This window comes from Ottowia massiliensis (assembly GCF_900240305.1).
GTDB lineage: Bacteria > Pseudomonadota > Gammaproteobacteria > Burkholderiales > Burkholderiaceae_C > Ottowia > Ottowia massiliensis.
This window is the reverse complement of sequence record NZ_LT964869.1, coordinates 1-1,066: the sequence shown is the minus strand read 5'-3', so window position 1 is coordinate 1,066 and position 1,066 is coordinate 1. Positions and strand designations below refer to the sequence as shown.

Below are 1,066 nucleotides of genomic sequence, written 5' to 3'. Positions count from 1 at the left end.
GTGCCCGCCTGTGGCGCGGGCGGTGCGCAGCACGGGCAGGCCCTGGGCGTATTCGAGGATGTCGCCGCTGCACTGCGCGCCCGCCTGCGCCAGCTCGCGCAAGCCGCGCTGGAACAGCCGCCTGCGCCAGCGGTACAGGGGGATGACGGCGGGAAACACCAGCAGCAGCAGCGCGCCCAGCCGCCAGTCCCAGGCCATCACGGCCAGCGCTGCCGCCACGGGCGTGATGACGGCGTTGGCGACGATGGTGCAGAGCATGAGGGTGTAGTTCAGGTTTTCGTCCACGCTGCCCAGCACCACGGCGCTCAGCTCGCCCGTGCGCTTGTCCTGCAATTGCAGCAGGGGCATGCGCCGCAGCTGCTCGCCCAGCCGGGTGCGCAGGCGGTCGATGGCCTCGGCCATCTGGCCGTCATAGTCAAAGCCCTGCGCGCGCCAGCGCGCAGCCTGCGTGGCCAGCATGAGCGCGGCAAAGGCCAGCAGCCAGGGCAGCGCCGCATGCCACGAGGCCGCATCGGCCAGGCTGCCTGCGGGCGGCAGCAGGGCGCCGAAGATGGGAACCATGCACGCCAGCGCCAGCCCTTGCAGTGCGGCGGCCAGCGCCAGCAGCCAGATGCTGCGCCGCAAGGCCGCCGCGTGGGGCTCGGCGCTGCGCATGAGCTGCCGCCAGGTTTCGCGCAAGGGCGTGAGGGCGGCGGGTGCGTTTACCTGCGTTGGCGTGCTGGCGCTCATGGGCGTTCTCCTTGATGGGATGAACCGGTTGTGGCGAGTGCGCCGCTGCTGCTTGCGCCGCCCTCATGCGATGCGGGCAGGCTCCATTGCCGGGCCTGCTGCCAGCTTTGCCACAGGCGCGCGTAGACGCCGCCTTGCGCCAGCAGCGCCTCATGCCGGCCTTGTTCGGCCAGCCGGCCTTGCTCGAACACGAGGATTTGGTCGGCATCTTCCACGGTGGAGAGCCGGTGCGCCACCAGCAGCACGGTTTTGCCTTTCATCAGCTCTGAGAGGGCGGCCACCAGCGCGGCTTCGTTTTCGGGGTCGGCAAAGGCCGTGGCTTCGTCCAGCACCAGGA

The 1,066-nt window shown here is 70.6% G+C and carries 1 protein-coding gene and 1 pseudogene; both read right to left on the bottom strand.

The features are described from left to right. Positions 1 to 729 (bottom strand): ABC transporter transmembrane domain-containing protein (locus C1720_RS12560; protein WP_146007074.1); only part of this gene is annotated, 729 nt, incomplete at its 3' end. Continuing rightward, a pseudogene (locus tag C1720_RS12555) lies at positions 726 to 1,066 on the bottom strand (hypothetical protein); the annotation flags it as partial. The pseudogene C1720_RS12555 and the gene C1720_RS12560, both read right to left, overlap by 4 nt.